21 protein-coding genes, 1 tRNA gene and 1 pseudogene are annotated in these 16,487 nt (G+C 70.4%); 15 read left to right on the top strand and 8 right to left on the bottom strand.

The genetic code is table 11. From position 1 onward, the window contains the following. Nucleotides 1-36: 36 nt before the first annotated feature. Nucleotides 37-567 carry an RNA pyrophosphohydrolase gene (locus IC63_RS13915; protein ID WP_084115918.1) on the top strand — a complete coding sequence of 177 codons (531 nt, stop codon included), beginning with the start codon at nt 37-39 and terminating at the stop codon, nt 565-567. Between the two features lie 93 nt (nt 568-660). On the opposite strand, the gene IC63_RS18930 is transcribed toward IC63_RS13915, so the two are convergent. The 3 genes from IC63_RS18930 to IC63_RS18920 all read right to left on the bottom strand — a co-directional run bounded on the left by IC63_RS18930 (nt 661) and on the right by IC63_RS18920 (nt 1,686). Next, nucleotides 661-930 carry an FAD-dependent oxidoreductase gene (locus IC63_RS18930; RefSeq protein WP_052042259.1) on the bottom strand — a complete coding sequence of 90 codons (270 nt, stop codon included), beginning with the start codon at nt 928-930 and terminating at the stop codon, nt 661-663. Then, entirely contained in the window at nt 885-1,331 is a 447-nt protein-coding gene (locus tag IC63_RS18925) for an FAD-dependent oxidoreductase (RefSeq protein WP_232222621.1), read from the bottom strand. Before IC63_RS18925 ends, IC63_RS18930 begins: the two co-directional genes overlap by 46 nt. Before the next feature lie 64 nt (nt 1,332-1,395). Beyond that, nucleotides 1,396-1,686, bottom strand: coding sequence for an FAD-dependent oxidoreductase (locus tag IC63_RS18920; RefSeq protein WP_052042258.1), 291 nt, complete (start codon nt 1,684-1,686; stop codon nt 1,396-1,398). Between the two features lie 64 nt (nt 1,687-1,750). Between IC63_RS18920 and IC63_RS13905 the strand changes: the two genes are divergently transcribed. The 3 genes from IC63_RS13905 to IC63_RS13895 all read left to right on the top strand — a co-directional run bounded on the left by IC63_RS13905 (nt 1,751) and on the right by IC63_RS13895 (nt 4,407). Further along, on the top strand, nt 1,751-2,467 hold the full coding sequence (locus IC63_RS13905; RefSeq protein ID WP_036721313.1) for a DUF421 domain-containing protein: 717 nt from the start codon (nt 1,751-1,753) through the stop codon (nt 2,465-2,467). A 156-nt stretch (nt 2,468-2,623) separates the two neighbouring features. Further along, complete coding sequence (locus IC63_RS13900) at nt 2,624-2,977, top strand: hypothetical protein (RefSeq protein ID WP_036721310.1); 354 nt, start codon at nt 2,624-2,626, stop codon at nt 2,975-2,977. Nucleotides 2,978-3,150: 173 nt separating this feature from the next. Next, nucleotides 3,151-4,407: a lytic murein transglycosylase gene (locus IC63_RS13895; protein WP_036721309.1), complete on the top strand. Its 1,257-nt coding sequence runs from the start codon at nt 3,151-3,153 to the stop codon at nt 4,405-4,407. Between the two features lie 110 nt (nt 4,408-4,517). Here the strand turns inward: IC63_RS13895 and IC63_RS13890 are convergent, their stop codons facing one another. Both IC63_RS13890 and dapD read right to left on the bottom strand, forming a co-directional pair. Continuing rightward, nucleotides 4,518-4,766 carry a GlsB/YeaQ/YmgE family stress response membrane protein gene (locus IC63_RS13890; RefSeq protein WP_036721307.1) on the bottom strand — a complete coding sequence of 83 codons (249 nt, stop codon included), beginning with the start codon at nt 4,764-4,766 and terminating at the stop codon, nt 4,518-4,520. Nucleotides 4,767-4,819: 53 nt separating this feature from the next. Beyond that, complete coding sequence (gene dapD, locus IC63_RS13885) at nt 4,820-5,644, bottom strand: 2,3,4,5-tetrahydropyridine-2,6-dicarboxylate N-succinyltransferase (protein WP_036721304.1); 825 nt, start codon at nt 5,642-5,644, stop codon at nt 4,820-4,822. Nucleotides 5,645-5,742: 98 nt separating this feature from the next. On the opposite strand from dapD, the gene IC63_RS13880 reads away from it, so the two are divergent. The 3 genes from IC63_RS13880 to IC63_RS17045 are packed head-to-tail and all read left to right on the top strand — an operon-like array spanning nt 5,743 to nt 7,462. Continuing rightward, a complete protein-coding gene (locus tag IC63_RS13880) occupies nt 5,743-6,579 on the top strand; it encodes an LOG family protein (RefSeq protein WP_036721300.1) in 837 nt (278 codons plus the stop codon). Nucleotides 6,580-6,624: 45 nt separating this feature from the next. After that, entirely contained in the window at nt 6,625-7,107 is a 483-nt protein-coding gene (locus IC63_RS17050) for an ArnT family glycosyltransferase (RefSeq protein ID WP_052042257.1), read from the top strand. 43 nt (nt 7,108-7,150) lie between these two features. Then, nucleotides 7,151-7,462, top strand: a complete 312-nt coding sequence (locus IC63_RS17045; RefSeq protein WP_052042256.1) for a hypothetical protein — start codon at nt 7,151-7,153, stop codon at nt 7,460-7,462. A gap of 4 nt (nt 7,463-7,466) precedes the next feature. On the opposite strand, the gene rlmH is transcribed toward IC63_RS17045, so the two are convergent. Together rlmH and rsfS are read right to left on the bottom strand one after the other, a co-directional pair. Next, on the bottom strand, nt 7,467-7,940 hold the full coding sequence (rlmH, locus tag IC63_RS13870) for a 23S rRNA (pseudouridine(1915)-N(3))-methyltransferase RlmH (protein ID WP_036721322.1): 474 nt from the start codon (nt 7,938-7,940) through the stop codon (nt 7,467-7,469). 26 nt (nt 7,941-7,966) lie between these two features. Beyond that, a complete protein-coding gene (rsfS, locus tag IC63_RS13865) occupies nt 7,967-8,401 on the bottom strand; it encodes a ribosome silencing factor (RefSeq protein ID WP_084115916.1) in 435 nt (144 codons plus the stop codon). A 408-nt stretch (nt 8,402-8,809) separates the two neighbouring features. On the opposite strand from rsfS, the gene leuC reads away from it, so the two are divergent. From leuC to IC63_RS13840, 5 genes are all read left to right on the top strand, one after another. After that, nucleotides 8,810-10,249: a 3-isopropylmalate dehydratase large subunit gene (gene leuC / locus IC63_RS13860; RefSeq protein ID WP_036721296.1), complete on the top strand. Its 1,440-nt coding sequence runs from the start codon at nt 8,810-8,812 to the stop codon at nt 10,247-10,249. A 155-nt stretch (nt 10,250-10,404) separates the two neighbouring features. Continuing rightward, the gene (locus IC63_RS13855) at nt 10,405-11,235 is read left to right on the top strand and encodes a hypothetical protein (RefSeq protein WP_036721294.1); all 831 of its coding nucleotides are present in this window, start codon (nt 10,405-10,407) and stop codon (nt 11,233-11,235) included. Nucleotides 11,236-11,246: 11 nt separating this feature from the next. Next, the gene (gene leuD / locus IC63_RS13850) at nt 11,247-11,852 is read left to right on the top strand and encodes a 3-isopropylmalate dehydratase small subunit (protein WP_036721292.1); all 606 of its coding nucleotides are present in this window, start codon (nt 11,247-11,249) and stop codon (nt 11,850-11,852) included. After that, nucleotides 11,843-12,976: an endonuclease/exonuclease/phosphatase family protein gene (locus IC63_RS13845; RefSeq protein ID WP_332257816.1), complete on the top strand. Its 1,134-nt coding sequence runs from the start codon at nt 11,843-11,845 to the stop codon at nt 12,974-12,976. Before leuD ends, IC63_RS13845 begins: the two co-directional genes overlap by 10 nt. After that, nucleotides 12,973-13,776 carry a DUF2270 domain-containing protein gene (locus IC63_RS13840; RefSeq protein WP_084115914.1) on the top strand — a complete coding sequence of 268 codons (804 nt, stop codon included), beginning with the start codon at nt 12,973-12,975 and terminating at the stop codon, nt 13,774-13,776. Before IC63_RS13845 ends, IC63_RS13840 begins: the two co-directional genes overlap by 4 nt. A 15-nt stretch (nt 13,777-13,791) precedes the next feature. On the opposite strand, the gene IC63_RS13835 is transcribed toward IC63_RS13840, so the two are convergent. Continuing rightward, on the bottom strand, nt 13,792-14,196 hold the full coding sequence (locus IC63_RS13835; protein ID WP_036721289.1) for a hypothetical protein: 405 nt from the start codon (nt 14,194-14,196) through the stop codon (nt 13,792-13,794). A 154-nt stretch (nt 14,197-14,350) separates the two neighbouring features. Here IC63_RS13835 and leuB point away from each other — a divergent pair, with 154 nt between their 5' ends. The 3 genes and pseudogenes from leuB to IC63_RS13820 all read left to right on the top strand — a co-directional run. Then, complete coding sequence (gene leuB, locus IC63_RS13830) at nt 14,351-15,469, top strand: 3-isopropylmalate dehydrogenase (protein ID WP_036721286.1); 1,119 nt, start codon at nt 14,351-14,353, stop codon at nt 15,467-15,469. A gap of 370 nt (nt 15,470-15,839) precedes the next feature. Then, a tRNA-Pro gene (locus IC63_RS13825) sits at nt 15,840-15,916 on the top strand. 106 nt (nt 15,917-16,022) lie between these two features. Beyond that, nucleotides 16,023-16,370 (top strand): annotated as a pseudogene (locus IC63_RS13820) (transposase); the annotation flags it as partial. Nucleotides 16,371-16,487: the final 117 nt, after the last annotated feature.

Below are 16,487 nucleotides of genomic sequence, written 5' to 3'. Positions count from 1 at the left end.
CCCCGGTGCCGCGGTTCCCGCCCCCGTGCCGCGGCCATGAGCAGGCACGGCGATCACGGCGCCGGCGGCTGGGACGACACGGCCCGCGGCCCCGGCGGCCTGCCCTATCGCCCCTGCGCCGGGGTGGTGCTGATGAACGGCGACGGCCGGGTCTTTGCCGGGCACCGCATCGACAACCCCTCGGACGCCTGGCAGATGCCGCAGGGCGGGCTCGACAAGGGCGAGGACCCGCGGGCCGCCGCCCTGCGCGAGTTGTGGGAGGAGACCGGCATCCCGGCCGAGCTGTGCGAGGTCGTGGCCGAGGCGCCCGCCTGGGTCCGCTATGACCTGCCCCCCGAACTGGTCGGCAAGATCTGGAAGGGCCGCTATGGCGGTCAGGTCCAGAAATGGTTCCTGGTCCGCTTTCACGGCTCCGACGACCAGGTGAACATCGCCACCGAGCACCCCGAGTTCGACGCCTGGCGCTGGATGACCCCGGCCGAAGTCGCCGCCAAGATCGTGCCCTTCAAGCGCGCGGTCTATGACGAGGTGTTCGCGAGCTTCGCGGGGCACCTGGCCAAGGGGTGATCCGGGGTCCGCGCTGAAACCGGAACCCTTGCCGCTTTCGGCGCGGGCGGGAGCCTCCGGAGGGGATATTTGGGCAAAGAAGAACCGCGCTTGTCAGCGGAAGGCGAACAGCGCGGCGTCCGGGTCCGGCGTGCCGGCGATGGCGGCGGCGACGATCTGGGCGGAGATCATCGAAAAGGTGATGCCGTTGCCACCGAAGCCCATCACCGCGAACACCCGTTCGTGCCCCGGCACCCGGTCGATGATCGGCAGCCCGTCGGTGGTGTTGCCGAAGGGCGCCGCCCACACATAGGCGGGCTTGCCGATGTCGATGCCGGTCAGATCGCGCAGCTTGGCCGAGATCGCCGCGGCCTTCGTCGCCAACAGCGCCGGGTTGGCGTTGCGGTCGGGGCCTGTCCTTGTCCTCGCCGCCGACGATCAACCAGCCCTGCGGGGTCGAGCGGAAGTAGAGATAGGGGTCCGCCGCCTCCCACGCCAGGAAATCGTCGAGCCACGCCGGGCGCGGCAGCCGCGCCCAGCAACCCCGCCGCCAGCTGCGCCGGGTTGGCGCTGGCCGAGGCGTCCGACACCAGCGCCGCCGTCCGGTCGATGCCGAAGCGGTCGCGCGGTTCGGCGGGCCGCAGATGGTCGCAGGCGATGCCGGCGGCGTGGCGGGCCTCGGCCTCGGTCCGCAGGCCGCGCGCGCCCATGTCGTCGCCGGCGAGATACAGCGCACGATTGCGCTGCATGTCGCATTCGATCCGCAGCCGCCGGGCCAGGTTCACCAGATCCCCCACCGCCCGCACCGAGCGCAGCCACGCGCGCTCGGCCCGCGCGCGCCCGCCCGGTCTAGCGGATCAGCCGCGACAGCGGCACGTCGATTTCATGCTGGATCATCGCCGTCGAGGCCGGGGTGGACCCGCGCACCGCCGCCCGCCGGTCCGGTACCAGCACCCGCCCCCCGGCCCGGCTCAGCGCCTCGGCGGTCAGCGCGCCGCTGGTGCCGGCGCCGACGACCACCGCGTCCCAGCCGGTCCGGTCGGGCATCGGACCGGCCGGCGGGGTGATCCGCGGCGAGCGCAGCCAGACCGGAGTGCCGGTCCGCAGATCGTCCTTGCGCGTGTCGGCGTCCGTCGGCATCACTCTCTCCCGCTGCCCCTGCCGCAAGCCCCGCCGCGGTTCCGCGGTCCCATCGAGAGGTCTCATGGACGACCCCGTCACGCCCTTTGACCTGGGCCGCATGTTCTTCGGCGACCACCCGCCGCTGTTCTATGCCGAAATCGCGTTCCGCACCGTCGTCATCTATGCCTACACGCTGGCCCTGATCCGCTGGATCGGCGGGCGGTCGGTGGCGCAGCTGTCGATGGTGGACCTGCTGCTGGTCATCGCGCTTGGCTCGGCGGTGGGCGACGCGACCTTCTACGCGGACGTCCCGCTGTTGCAGGCCATGCTGGTCATCACGCTGATCGTCGGGCTGAACAAGCTGCTGGACACGCTGATCGAACGGTCTGACCGCGCCAAGCACATCATCGACGGCCGCACCATCGAGGTGGCGCGGAACGGCCGGATCCTGTGCGACGGCCTGCGCCGCCGCGACCTCAGCCCGCTGGAGATCAAGTCGATGCTGCGCGTTGCCGGCGTCGCCAATCTGGGCCAGGTCGAGTCCGCCTATCTCGAGGCCGGGGGCGGGTTGTCGGTCTTTCGCCGTGCCGCGCCGGTGCCGGGTCTGCCGTTGGTCCCGCCGCTGGACGTCACGCCGCTGCCGCCGCTGGATGGCGGGGGCGATGCGGCCTGTTGCAGCAATTGCGGGGCGGTGCGGGACCCGGCGCAGGTCCGCGCCGACACGGTGTGCGATCAGTGCGGGCGCAGCCAGTGGTCCCCGGCGCGGCTGGCCCCGCCCGACGCGCCGGGGCAGCACTGACCCTTGGGGCCGGGCCGCGGGCGCTGCCGACGCTCAGGCGGTGAAGTCCGCCAGCGGCAGCCCGGCCACGGCCAGCGCCCGTTCCACCCTTGCCAAACTTCGGCTCATCGCCCATCCCCCGTGATCATCCGGGCGAGCAATGGCAAAGGCTAGGGCATGACACAACAAGTCTATACGCTGCTGGTCGAGGTCGGCCGGAAGAAGGGCGACGGTCTGCCCGACGGCAGCACGGGGGCGGCGCTGGTCTGCTATGCCTCGGGCAAGGACCAGGCCGAGGCGGTGCGCGAGACGGTGGCGATCCTGAAACAGGCCGATCTCGCCCCGCTCGAGGTGCAGGGGTATGGCAGCCTCGAGGACCGGCTGAAGGGCGGCGACGAGATCCCTGAGGAAGAGCGCACCCTGATGCAGCGCGCCCTGGACGAAAACAGCGTCGTGGTCGCGCAGATGGAGCCGTTCTTCCAGGGTGCCGCCTGCGCGAACGACGAGACCGCCGAGGATGGCGCGGACTGACATGCGCCGGATGCGGCAGGTTGGTCGTGGTGCGGTTCGGCGCCGGGCCGCAACTGCCGCATTCGACCATCTACGAGCTCTTCCCCTGACTGCTTGCCACGCCAAGCCCGCCGGGGTTAGGATTCACGGCAACAAATCCATAATCGGCGAGGGCAGCAGCAATGACCATTTCCATGACCAGGGGCGCCGCCCGACTGGCGATGTCGGCGGCGGTGATCGCCGTTCTGGCCTCGTGCGGCGTGCGGGTCGCCCCCATCGGCAGCGGCGGCGGCGCCTCGGCGGTGGCGCCGATCCCGGCGACCGACCCCGGCACCGAGGCCGGTTTCCGCAAATGGGTCAACGACTTCCGCCCGCGCGCCCTGTCCTCGGGGATCACCCCCGCGACCTATGACCGCGCGATGGCCATCGCCCGCTACAACCCCGAGGTGATCCGGCTTGACCGCAAGCAGTCGGAGTTCTCGAAACCCGTCTGGCTGTATCTGGACGGCGCCGTGTCCGACGTGCGCGTCGCGACCGGACGGCAGATGCTCGCCCGCCACGGCGGCACCCTCGCCGCGATCGAGGGCACCTATGGCGTCCCGCGCGAGATCGTGCTGGCCGTCTGGGGCATGGAATCGAACTTCGGGTCCAATCGCGGCAAGATGCAGATCATCCCGTCGCTGGCGACGCTGGCCTTTGACGGCCGCCGCTCGGCGATGTTCCAGGACCAGCTGATCGCGGCGCTGAAGATCATCCAGGCCGGCGACACCGATCCCCAGCACATGCTGGGGTCGTGGGCCGGGGCGATGGGCCACACCCAGTTCATGCCGACCTCGTATCTGTCCTATGCCGTCGACTTCACCGGCGACGGGCGACGCGACATCTGGTCGGACGACCCGACCGACTCGCTGGCCTCGACCGCGGCCTATCTGGCCCGCAACGGCTGGGTCCGCGGCCAGGCCTGGGGCACCGAGGTCGAATTGCCGCAGGGCTTTTCCGCCGTCGGCAAGGGCACCCGGCGGTCATCGGCGCAATGGGCGGCGGCGGGCGTGCAGCGCAAGGGCGGCGGCAGCCTGCCCAATGGCAGCGGCTCGATCATCCGCCCGGCCGGCGCGAATGGCCCGGCCTTCCTGATCCTCGACAACTTCCGGTCGATCCTGCGCTACAACAACTCGGACAACTACGCGCTTGGTGTGGCCTATCTGGGCGAGGCGATCGCCGGCCGCCAGGGCATCACCGGCGCCTGGCCGCGGTCGGACCGCCCGCTGAGCCAGGCCGAGCGGATGGAGATCCAGCGCCTGCTGACCGCCCGCGGGTTCTATCGCGACGAGATCGACGGCAAGATGGGCTCGGGCACGATGGAGGCGATCTCGGCCTATCAGCGCGCCATCGGGGTGGCGCCGGACGGTTATCCGACCTCGATCCTGCTGGGGCAGCTGCGGCGCGGCTAAGGCGCGGCCGGACCGGGGGCGCTGCCCCGGACCCCGGGATACTTGGGCAAAGAAGAACGGGCCGCGGTGCAAACCGACGGCCCGTTCCTGTGCGTGACGCGGTGCGCGCGTCAGGCCAACCCCTGCACCACCCAGATCATGAAAACGGCGCCGAACAGCGCGGCGATGCCCTGGGCGAGCCAGCTGCCGGCGCGCAGGTTCACGCCCGCCAACCCCAGCAGCCAGTTGCCGACGATGCCGCCGACGATGCCCACGACGATGTTGGCGATCATCCCCGTGTCGGTGCCCATGATCGACGACGCGATCCACCCCGCAAAGCCGCCCACGATGATCGCGGCAAGCCAGCTCAAACCCTTCATGTAATGTTCCTTTCGACAGTTCCCGCCTCATGTCGGGGCAGGTCAGGCGGGATTCAATCCCGCAGCAGTTCGTTGATCGAGGTTTTCGACCGGGTCTTCGCGTCCACCCGCTTGACGATCACCGCGCAGTAGAGGTTCACCCCGTTCTTCGACGGCATCGAGCCGGCGACGACGACCGACCCCGCGGGGACCTCGCCATACATGACCTCGCCGGTCTCGCGGTCGACGATCTTGGTGGACTGGCCGATGAAGACCCCCATCCCCAGGACCGAGCCCTCGCGGACGATGCAGCCCTCGACGACCTCGGAACGGGCGCCGATGAAGCAGTCGTCCTCGATGATCGTCGGGCCGGCCTGCATCGGTTCCAGCACGCCGCCGATGCCCACGCCGCCGGACAGGTGCACGCGCTTGCCGATCTGGGCGCAGGACCCGACCGTGGCCCAGGTGTCGACCATCGTGCCCTCATCGACATGGGCGCCGAGGTTCACGAAGCTGGGCATCAGCACCACGCCCTTGCCGATGAAGGCCGAGCGGCGCACGACCGCGTTCGGCACGGCGCGGAACCCCGCCTCGCGCCAGCGGTTCTCGCCCCAGCCCGCGAACTTGTTGTCCACCTTGTCCCACCAGGTGCCGCCCTGCGGGCCGCCCGCGTGCAGCTCCATGTCCTTCAGCCGGAACCCCAGCAGCACCGCCTTTTTCGCCCACTGGTTTACGTGCCAGTCCTGGCCGCGCTTTTCGGCCACCCGCAGCTCGCCCCGGTCCAGCGCCTCGAGCGTCGCCTCGACCGCGTCGCGGGTCTCGCCCCGGGTGGCGGGGGTGATCGTGTCGCGGGTTTCCCACGCGGCTTCGATGGCGGTTTCCAGCGCGGCGTTGGACATGACGGCTCCTTCGGGGGTCGGGTGGAAATCTTTACCTTTCGCCTATATGCGGGGGGCAAGGGCCGCGCAACGCCGCGCGGCCGCTGCCCGAGGTTCCGATGACGCCTGCCGACGACGACCACCGCAATGTTTTCCGCCACAGCGACGAGGATGCGGTCATCGTCGCCAAGGACCCGGACACCCCGCAGACCCGCGCCCCGGCCTATCGGCTGGCCTTCACCGACACCGAATTCCTGCTGCGCGAGGAGCTGCGCCCGATCCGGCTGCAGCTCGAGCTGCTGAAGCCGCAGTTGGTGATGGACGAACGGGGGGTCAAGACCACCGTCGTCATGTTCGGCGGCGCCCGCATCCCGGCGCCCGAGGATGCGGCCCGCGCCCGCACCCCGGCCCTGGCCGCGCTGTCGCACTACTATGTCGAGGCGGAACGCTTTGCCCGGCTGATCACCGAACGCAGCATTGCGAGTTACGGCCATGACTGGGTGATCTGCACCGGCGGCGGGCCGGGGGTGATGGAGGCCGGGAACAAGGGCGCCCACGAGGCCGGCGGACAGTCGATCGGGCTGGGGATCGTGCTGCCGCATGAACAGGCGCCGAACCTGTACGTGACCCCGGATTTGTCCTTCAACTTCCACTATTTCGCCATCCGCAAGATGCATTTCCTGATGCGGGCGCGGGCGATCACGGTGTTTCCCGGCGGCTTCGGCACGCTGGACGAGCTGTTCGAGACGCTGACCCTGATCCAGACCAAGCGGATGAAACGTCTGCCCTTCATCCTGTTCGGCCGCGAATTCTGGGAAAGCATCATCAACTGGCAGGGGCTGGCCGATGCGGGCACGATCTCGGCCGAGGACCTGGACCTGATCACCTTCGTCGAGACGGCGGACGAGGCGATCGCGGCGATCGACCGCTTCAAGGGTGACGATTGCGCGGACTGACCGCGCGCGCCATGTCGGGGCGATGGCTCTGGCGGGCTTGCGCTGGTGGCCGTCGCCGGCGTGCTGCTGCGCCCGGCGCTGCCCATCGACGAGACCCGCTATCTGTCGGTGGCGTGGGAGATGGCGCAGGGCGGCAGTCTGCTGGTGCCGCACAAGAACGGCGCGATCTATTCCGACAAGCCGCCGCTGCTGTTCTGGCTGATCGACCTCGTCTGGCGGGTCGGCGGCGTCTCGGAGCTTGCGGCCCGGCCGGTCGCGCCGGCCTTCGGCGTGGCGATGCTGGCGCTGACCTGGGTGCTGGGCCGCCGGCTGTGGCGGGCTGAGGGCACCGGCGCCGCCGCGGCGGCGGTTCTGGCGGGGATGCTGGGGTTCCAGGTCTTCGCCGGGCTGACCATGTTCGACACCCTGCTGGGTACGGTCACGCTGCTGGGGCTGCTGGCGATCCTGCGGGCGGCCCGCCTGCCGGGCCGGACCCGGTGCCGGTCGGGGCGGCGCTGGCGCTGGGGGTGCTGGCCAAGGGGCCGGTGATCCTGTTCCACCTGGGCCGGCGCTGCTGAGCGCGCCGCTGTGGGTGCCCGGCGGGCTGGGCTGGCGCAGGCTCGCCCGCGGCGTGGCCGTCGCCGTGGGTGTCGCGGCCGCGCTGGTGGCGCTGCGGGTGGTCCCGGCGATCCTGCTGGGCGGGCCGGGATATCGCGACCTTATCCTGTGGAAACAGTCCTCGGGGCGGATGGTGTCCAGCTTCGCCCATGCCCGCCCGTGGTGGTTCATCCTCGCGGCGCTGCCGCTGATGCTGTTCCCCTGGCCGTGGATGCCGGGGGTCTGGGCGTCCCTGTGGAAGGCCTTTCATGACGAGGACTGGTGCCTATGGCGGGGTGGGTCGTAGCCGCTCAGACCCGGTGATACGGCCCTCCGGCCAGGATCGTCGCGCAGCGGTACAGCTGTTCGGCCAGCATCACCCGCACCAGCATGTGCGGCCAGACCATCGCGCCGAAGGACAGCACCAGATCCGCCCGGTCTCGAAGCGCCGGGTCCAGCCCGTCGGCGCCGCCGATCAGGCAGACCGCCTCGGGGCGGCCCTGGTCGCCGAACCGGGCCAGCGCGGCGGCAAAGTCCGGTGAGCTGAGCGTCCGGCCGCGTTCGTCCAGCGCGATGATCGCGGCGCCGTCGGGGACCTGGCGGGACAGCAGCGCGGCCTCGGCGGGCTTGCCGCCGCCGCGGCGGTCCTCGACCTCGGCCACCGTCGCGGGTCCAAGGCCCAGCGCGCGGCCGGTCTGGGCAAAGCGGGTCAGGTAGTCCTCGACCAGCGCGGCCTCGGGGGACCGCGCGGCCATCCGGCCGACCGCCGCGATGCGGATCCGCATCATCGGCGGTCGTCCCTCATGCCGCGTTACTGCGGCATCGCGGCGGCCGACGCCTCGCGGGCGGCATCGGCGCGAAGGCTGCCCAGCGCGTCGGCGGGCATCCACATCTTTTCAAGCTGATAGAACTCGCGCACTTCGGGGCGGAATACGTGGACGATGACGTCGTCGGTGTCGATCAGCACCCAGTCGCCGGTGTCCTTGCCCTCGATCCGGGCGCTGCGGCCGGTGTCCTGCTTCAGCCGGTCGACGAGATGTTCGGCAATCGAGGCCACCTGACGGGCGTTGCGGCCCGAGGCGATGACCATGTGGTCGGCCATGGCCGAACGGCCGCGCAGGTCGATGGTGACGATGTCCTCGGCCTTGTCGTCGTCAAGCGAGGACAGGATGCGGGTCAGCAACTGGTCGCTGGTTTCCGCGGCGGTCGCGGTCGCCGGTTGCGGCGACGGGACGGTGGTGGACAGGGGTCTTCCTCCGGTCAGCGCGCCGCAAGTCCCCGGCGCCGGGATGGGACAAAGATAGCACGGATCGCACCGTTCTCAACCGCTGCGCTGCATTTGTTGAACATGGGCGGCCGAATGGTGGCACCCCGGCCTGCCGCGCGGACCGGACCGGTGCCGCGGATCGACCGCTGCCCCGCGTCCTGCCGGCCCGGTCCGGGGGCCGGCAAGACCCGCTTGAAGCGCGTCAGGACGCGGCGTAATCTGCACCGATGTTCCGGTTTTTCGACATTCACGACCGAATCCGCCTGCCCGGCCGCTTCTATGGCGTCAGCCGGACGGTGACCGCGCGACTGTGACGCGCCCTGGCGCGCCGTGCGCGCGTGTCCGTGCCTCTTCGACCACCGCCATCCCCTGCCGAAAGAGACAGCCATGACCGGCTCTGCCAATGCGGGCGCCCCCCGCACGCTGTATGACAAGATATTCGACGCTCATGTCGTCGACCGCCAGCCCGACGGCACCTGCCTGCTGTATATCGACCGCCACCTGGTCCACGAGGTGACCTCGCCGCAGGCCTTCGAGGGGCTGCGGATGACCGGCCGCAAGGTCCGCCGGCCCGATCAGACCATCGCCGTGCCCGACCACAACGTGCCGACGACGCCTGACCGGGTGAACGGGATCGAGAACCCCGAGGGCCGCATCCAGGTCGCCGAGCTGGACAAGAACGCGCGCGACTTTGGCCTCAACTATTACCCGATGAACGACATCCGCCAGGGGATCGTCCATATCGTCGGCCCGGAACAGGGCTGGACCCTGCCGGGCATGACCGTGGTCTGCGGCGACAGCCACACGGCGACGCATGGCGCCTTTGGCGCCCTGGCGCACGGGATCGGCACGTCCGAGGTCGAACACGTCCTGGCCACCCAGACGCTGATCCAGAAGAAATCGAAGAACATGAAAGTCGAGATCACCGGGTCGCTGCGCCCCGGCGTGACCGCCAAGGACATCACGCTCGCGGTGATCGGCAAGACCGGCACCGCCGGCGGCACCGGCTATGTCATCGAATATTGCGGCCAGGCGATCCGCGACCTGTCGATGGAAGGCCGCATGACGGTCTGCAACATGGCCATCGAGGGCGGTGCCCGCGCCGGGCTGATCGCGCCCGACGACAAGACCTTCGCCTATGTGCAGGGCCGCCCCCACGCCCCGAAAGGCGCCGCGTGGGACGCCGCGCTGGCCTGGTGGAAGACGCTGTCGTCCGACGAGGGCGCGGCGTGGGACAAGGTCATCACCATCCGCGGCGAGGACATCGAGCCCGTCGTGACCTGGGGCACCTCGCCCGAGGACGTGCTGCCGATCGGCGCCACCGTTCCCGCGCCCGAGGATTTCGAGGGCGGCAAGGTCGAGGCCGCGCGCCGGTCGCTCGACTACATGGGCCTGACGCCCGGCATGGCGCTGAAGGACATCCGCATCGACGCGGTGTTCATCGGGTCCTGCACCAACGGCCGGATCGAGGATCTGCGCGCCGCGGCCGGCATCCTCGAGGGCAAGCACCTGGCCGAGGGCGTCCGCGGCATGGTGGTCCCTGGATCGGGGCTCGTGCGGATGCAGGCCGAGGAAGAGGGGCTGGACAAGGTGTTCACCGATGCCGGTTTCGAATGGCGGCTGGCGGGGTGTTCCATGTGCCTGGGGATGAACCCAGACCAGCTGGCGCCGGGCGAACGCTGCGCGGCGACCTCGAACCGCAACTTCGAGGGCCGGATGGGCCGCGGCGGGCGCACGCATCTGATGTCGCCGGTGATGGCGGCGGCGGCGGGCATCGCCGGGCATCTGGTCGATGTGCGCGACGTGATCGCCACAGCCGAGGCGTGATGGGCTGCGGTGACCGGGACGAGGGGCGGCGCGGCGCCGTGCGGGACAGGTCCCGGCGCGGCGCGCGCGTCCCGGTCCCGCATTGCGCCTGAGCTTGCAGCAGGGACCGGACGACCGATGCCGCAGTTCACCCCCCTGAGCGGAGCACGGGCCTGATGGCCGCCCGCCGGCCCCGGCGTGAACGGCATCTGCGCCCGGTCGCCAGCCTGTGGATCGGCGACCGGCTGCGCTGGATCGACCGGCTCGCGTTGACCGCGCTGCGTCATCACGGCCACGAGGTGACGCTGTATCACGCAGGCCCCGCCCCCGCCGGCGTGCCGGACGGGATCCGGCTGGAAAGCGCCGACCGGATCATCCCGGTCGACGCGCTGCTCGGCCGGTTCTCTCCGGCGCTGGTATCCGACGTCTTCCGCTTTGCGCTGATGCGGGACACCGAGACGATCTGGGTCGATACCGACGCCGTCGCGCTGGTGCCGCTGGAACCCGACGCCGACGGCTATCTGGTCGGCGCCGAGGAGGACGGGGTCTGGCTGAACTGCGCCGTGCTGCGGTTGCCTGCGGATTCGCCGGGGCTTGCCATCCTGAACCGGGCCTGCACGACGCCGGACGAGGTGCCCGCCTGGATGCCCGCCGACCGCCGCGGCGCCATGCGCAAGGTCGCGCCCGAGGACACGCTGCGCGAGGCCTGCCGGGTGATGCCGAACCTGCTGGGTCCGCGCGGGCTGACCTACGCCCTGGACCAGACCGGCGAGGACGCCCGTGCGCTGCCCTCGGTGGCGCTGAACCCGCTGCCGTGGTGGCATGCCGCGGTGGCCTTCAACCCGCACGGCGGCACCGATGGCTGGGTGACGCCGCAGACGCAGGTGGTGCATCTGTATGCCTCGCGCATCCCGCCGCCCCTGCTGCGCCGGCCGGCACCGGCCGGCAGTCTTCTTGCCCGGCTCGCCGAACGCTTCGGCCTGTCCGGCGCCCCCACACGAAGCTGACGGAGCATCCCATGACCCCCTTCACCACCCTGACCGGCATCGCGGCCCCCATGCCGCTGGTCAACATCGACACCGACATGATCATCCCCAAGCAGTTCCTGAAGACGATCCATCGCTCGGGACTGGGCAAGAACCTGTTCGACGAGATGCGCTATACCGCCGACGGGGCCGAGAACCCCGACTTCGTACTGAACAAGCCGGCCTGGCGGGACTCGCAGATCATCGTCGCGGGGGACAATTTCGGCTGCGGGTCGTCGCGCGAACACGCGCCCTGGGCGCTGCTGGACTACGGCATCCGCTGCGTGATCTCGACCAGCTTCGCGGACATCTTCTACAACAACTGCTTCAAGAACGGCATCCTGCCGATCGTGCTGCCCGAGGACGCCGTGCAGGCACTGATGCGGGACGCCGAGAACGGCGCCAATGCGCGGCTGACCGTCGACCTGGAAAGCCAGACCGTGACCGGCGCGGACGGCACCGCCTATCACTTCGAGATGGACCCGCATCGCAAGCACTGCCTGCTCAACGGGCTGGACGACATCGGCCTGACGATGGAGAAATCGCCCGCGATTGAGGCCTACGAGGCCCGGATCGCCCAGTCCCAGCCGTGGGTCTGAAGCGCCGCCTTGCCGCCTCGGCCGCGGCGGCGCTGATCGCCGCGGCCTTTGCATTTCCGGCGTGGACGGAGTCGGCGCCCGAAACCGCCGTGCCCGCCGCCGCCCAGGGCGCGCTGCCGGCCCCCGCCCCCGGCGCGATCCGCATCGCCACCTGGACCCCCGACCTCAGCCGCAAGGGGCCAGGGCTGCTGCTGAAGGACATCCGGTCGGGCAAGGACGCCCAGATCGCCGCCGCGGTGCAGGTCATCGTCGCGGCGCGGCCCGACGTGCTGGTCCTGACCGGCTTCGACTGGGACCATGACGGGCTGGCGCTGACCGCCTTTGCCGATCTGCTGACGGCGGCCGGCATGGACTATCCGCACCACCACGCGAGCCAGCCGAACGGCGGCATGGCGACCGGGCTGGACCTGGACGGGGACGGGCGGCTGGGCACGGCCGACGACGCGCAGGGCTTTGGGCTGTTCACCGGGCAGAACGGCATGGCGGTGCTGTCGCGGCTGCCGCTGGGAGCCGTCACCGATCATTCGGCGGAGCTGTGGCGCGATCTGCCGGGCAACCTGATGCCGCCCGCCCCGCCCGAGGTGGCGGCGGCGCAGCGCCTGTCCTCGACCGCGCATTGGGAGGTGCCGGTGAATACGCCCTCTGGCCCGGTGAAGCTGCTGGCGTGGTCAGCGACGCCGCCGGTCTTCGACGGCCCCGAGGACCGCAACGGCCGGCGCAACCACGACGAGGCCGCCTACTGGCTGGACCGGCTGCCGCAGGGGCGTTTCGTCCTGATCGGGGATGCCAACCTTGACCCGGTGGACGGCGATGGCCGCCCGCAGGCGCTGCGCGCGCTGATCGCCGCCGCGCAGGACCCCAAGCCCGCAAGCGAAGGCGCCGCCCAAGCGCCGCAGACCGGCGCCAACGCCCGCCACACGGGCGATCCGGCGCTGGATACCGCCGCCTGGCCGGCGGCCGACGGTCCCGGCAATCTGCGGGTGGACGTGATCCTGCCGTCGCGCGATCTTGTCGTCAGTGCTGCCGGCGTGCTGTGGCCCGCGCCCGGCGCGCCGCTGGCTGACGTGGTGGCCGCCGCCTCGCGCCACCGCCTCGTCTGGGTCGATCTGGAGTTGCCGCGATGAGCGAGCCCTTCACCCCTCCGGGCAGCGCCCCGGCGCAGTTCGACACCGCCGCGGCCGGCGGCGATCCCGCGAGCGGCCGGCTGGCCGACCGGGACCGCCCCGCCGACGAGGCGCCAGCGCCCGACGCCACCGCTGCGCTGTTGCCCTCGCGGCTGCGGGATTTCGACAACGCCCAGCTGGGCGCCATCGCGCATCTGTATCGCGGCGAGGTCTATCGCTCGACGATCTGGCGCACGCGGCTGGACAACACGACAAACTGGTCGATCGTGATGATGGGGATCGCGCTGACCTCGACGTTTTCCAGTCACACCGCCTCGGCCCTGCCGCTGCTGGTGGTGGGGATGCTGCTGCTGGTGTTCCTCGTCTTCGAGGCCCGGCGCTATCGCTATTTCAACGTCTGGCGGGCCAGGGCGCGGTGGATGGAGACGCATCTTTACGCGCCCATGCTGCGCGGCCAGCCGCTGGACCCGGCTTGGCGCGACGTGCTGGCGGCAGACTACGAATCGCCCACCCACCACATCAGCTTTGCCCAGGCGCTGGGGCGGCGGCTGCGGCGGAACTTCATCTGGATCCTCGGCATCCAGTCGGTGGCCTATTGGGGCAAGATCGCCATCCACCCGTTTCCCGCCCAGGACATCCACGACCTGATCGGCCGGGCCGCGATCGGGCCGATCCCCGGCGTCATCGTGCTGCTGGCGGGGCTGGCCTATAACGGGATGTGGATCGGCGTGGCGCTGTGGTCCTGGCGGGTGGACCGCGCCCGCTGGGGCCCGGATGGCGGCGGCGGCGGCATGGGCTGAACCGCCGCGTCCGCGTTACTGCGAGGCCGCGGTCGGGGTGGTGCCGCCGCCCATCGACTTCAGCCGCTCGATGAGCGGCGCGGCGGTCGGGCCGATCCGGTCGCAGGCCTGCGGATCATCCAGCAGCTTGAAGGCCGGGCCGTAGAATTCCCGGTCGTAATCGCCCGCGCTGAGGCCCAGCTGCGCGGCCAGCCGGTCGCCGGTCCCGGTGATCAGCGTCCATTCCCCGTCCGAGATCGCGTGCCCCGGGCAGTTCGAGGTGATGACGTTGACCTGCGCCAGCTGGGCGATCAGCGCCCGCGCCTCGGGCTCGGCCAGCCCCGAGGTGTCGGGCAGCGGCACCGTCATGCCGCCATCGGCCAAGGTCGCAACGGGGATCGCCAGGGCCAGCCCGATTGCGGCGGCAAGCATCGGTTTCATGGGGTTCGTCTCCTTGGGTCAGCGGGGCCATACCGCCCCAAGCCCCGGCAAAGGGCAACCCAAATGGCCGTGAACTTGACCCGGCGCAAGGCCACGGATACGCGAGGACAGCCCTTGTTTTCCACCCGATCCAGCCCGTGCGGAGGCCCTGCCGATGTCCTATTCCCTTCTGATCCTGCCCGGCGACGGCATCGGCCCCGAGGTGATGGCCGAGGTCCGCAAGGTCATCGCCTGGTTCGAGGCCAATCGCGGCATGACATTCGACGTCAGCGAGGACCTGGTCGGCGGCTGCGCCTATGACAGGCACGGCACGCCCCTCACCGACGCGACGATGGCCAGGGCGCAAGAGGTCGATGCCGTGCTGCTGGGCGCGGTCGGCGGGCCGGCCTATGACAACCTCGATTTCAGCGTGAAACCCGAACGCGGCCTGTTGCGGCTGCGCAAGGAGATGGACCTGTTCGCCAACTTGCGCCCGGCCCAGTGCTTCGACGCGCTGGCGGATTTTTCCTCGCTCAAGCGCGAGGTGGTCGCGGGGCTGGACATCCTGATCGTGCGCGAGCTGACCTCGGGCGTCTATTTCGGCGAACCGCGCGGCATCCACCCCGACGACAACAACCCCGACAACGAGGGCGGCCGCGTGGGGATCAACACCCAGCGCTATACCTCGGGCGAGATCCGGCGGGTGGCGCGCGCGGCCTTCGAGCTGGCAAAGAAGCGCGGCAACAAGGTCTGTTCGATGGAAAAGGCCAACGTGATGGAATCGGGCATCCTGTGGCGCGAAGAGGTCCAGTGGGTGCACGACAACGAATATCCCGAGGTCGAGCTGTCGCACATGTATGCCGATAACGGCGCCATGCAGCTGGTCCGCAACCCGCGCCAGTTCGACGTGATCGTGACCGACAACCTGTTCGGCGACCTGCTGTCGGACGCCGCCGCGATGCTGACGGGCTCGCTGGGGATGCTGCCCTCGGCCTCGCTGGGCGCGCCGATGGCGAACGGCCGGCCCAAGGCGATGTACGAGCCGGTCCACGGCTCGGCCCCCGACATCGCCGGCCAGGGCAAGGCGAACCCGATCGCCTGCATCCTGAGTTTCGCGATGGCGCTGCGCTATTCCTACGACGAGGGCGCCGCCGCCGACGAACTGGAACGGGCGGTCGAGAAGGTTCTGGCCGACGGCGTCCGCACAGCCGACCTGATGGGGCCGGAGGGCGGCACGCCGGTGTCGACCTCGGAGATGGGCGATCGCATCGTCGCGGCGCTGGTCGCAGGGTGAATGGGTCGGGGTGTGGTGGCGTCCGCGCGCTGGCCACCGGGTGAGCAGCGGCTGCGGCCGCGGGGCGCTGGTGGGTTGCATAGGACACCATCCGTGCGATGGGCGCTGCGCCGCGTAAGGCGGCGTCGCTGCGGCGTCGGCGGCTCCGTCGGGTGCGGTGGCGGCGCGTCGGTCGGGCGGCGCCGGCCGACACCCTCGGTGGCCGTGACCCCCAGGCGCGGTCCGATCCGGCGGCGCGGCGGCGGTCATGCAGGGCCGCGCTCTAGCCGCTGGATGGCACCCAGGCACCCTCACCCACCGAATTCCCGCACCGGGCGCGAGCAATGCCCTTGCATTCCCCCCCGCCACCCGCTACCTGCCCGGTCACGGTCGGAGCGTAGCGCAGCCTGGTAGCGCACCTGCTTCGGGAGCAGGGGGTCGGAGGTTCGAATCCTCTCGCTCCGACCAGTATTCATTTTGTCGATTCCAGTGATATTTGGCCTTTTGGGGGCGTTGTTGCAGAACTCTCCCCGTGAGGATTCACCTGGTGAATCCATGCGGTTAGACGGGCAGCATGAGCAAGCCCACGCCCGCCCGCTACCCCACCACGAACTGGTCTGCCTACAACGCTGCGCTCAGGAAGCGCGGGTCACTGCTGATCTGGCTGGACAAGGAGATGGACTGGCATGCGCCGCATGAGGGCCGTGCGGGGCGCCCGCCGGTCTTCTCGAATGTGGCGATCCAGTTCTGCCTGTCGATCAAGGTGCTGTTCAAGCTGCCGCTCAGGCAGACCGCCGGGATGGTCGCAAGCCTGCTGCACCTGGCGGGGCTGGACTGGCCCGTTCCGGACTACTCGACGCTGTGCCGCAGACAGAAGACCCTGAAGGTGCAGATCCCTTATCGCCGTGCAGAGGCGTTGTTGCAGAAGTCCGCCCGCGGAGGATTCACGGCGGGAATCCAGTCGGTTAGGCTGGGGGCATGAGCAAGCCTTCTCCCGCCCGCTACCGCACGACGAACTGGTCCAGCTACAACGACGCCC

This window comes from Paracoccus sphaerophysae (assembly GCF_000763805.1).
Lineage (GTDB): Bacteria > Pseudomonadota > Alphaproteobacteria > Rhodobacterales > Rhodobacteraceae > Paracoccus > Paracoccus sphaerophysae.
This window is presented reverse-complemented; position numbering and strand designations above follow the sequence as displayed.